Source organism: Streptomyces sp. NPDC127092, from assembly GCF_042722475.1.
Classification (GTDB): Bacteria; Actinomycetota; Actinomycetes; order Streptomycetales; family Streptomycetaceae; genus Streptomyces.
In genome coordinates this window covers 1-414 of record NZ_JBHXFE010000446.1, presented here as the reverse complement: position 1 = coordinate 414, position 414 = coordinate 1, and the positions used below count along the sequence as shown (strand labels likewise).

General features: G+C 77.5%; 1 pseudogene. It reads right to left on the bottom strand.

What is annotated here, in order from left to right:
* A pseudogene (locus tag ACFWJO_RS41175) lies at positions 1-414 on the bottom strand (hypothetical protein); the annotation flags it as partial.

Sequence of the window (414 nt, the reverse complement as noted above, 5' to 3'; positions counted from 1 at the left end):
GGACGTCGCCCACGGGCACGGCCTGCAGGGCGGCGGCGGCCTGGCCGGCCACCGCCTCCTCGGTCAGGCCGAGCCGGGCGGCGGCGACGGTGTCCACGTCCACCTGGAACGTCGGGCGCAGGTCCGAAGCCGGCGTCGTCACCTCGCGGGCACCCTCGACGGGCCGCAGCGCCTCGGCGACCTGATCGGCGGCCGCGGTGAGGGCCTGCGGGTCGGGGGCGGAGACGGCCACCTCGATGTCCTGGCCGCCGCTCGGCCCCTGCTGTGTGGAGACGGACACGTCGCCCACGCCGTCGAGACCCGTGAGCTCGGCGCGCACCCCGTCCTGGAGGGCCACCTGGTCCGCATCCGGGTCGGTCACCACCGTGAACCGCGCCCGGTCCGCCGAGGAGCCGCCGAAGGCCCCCATCGGAC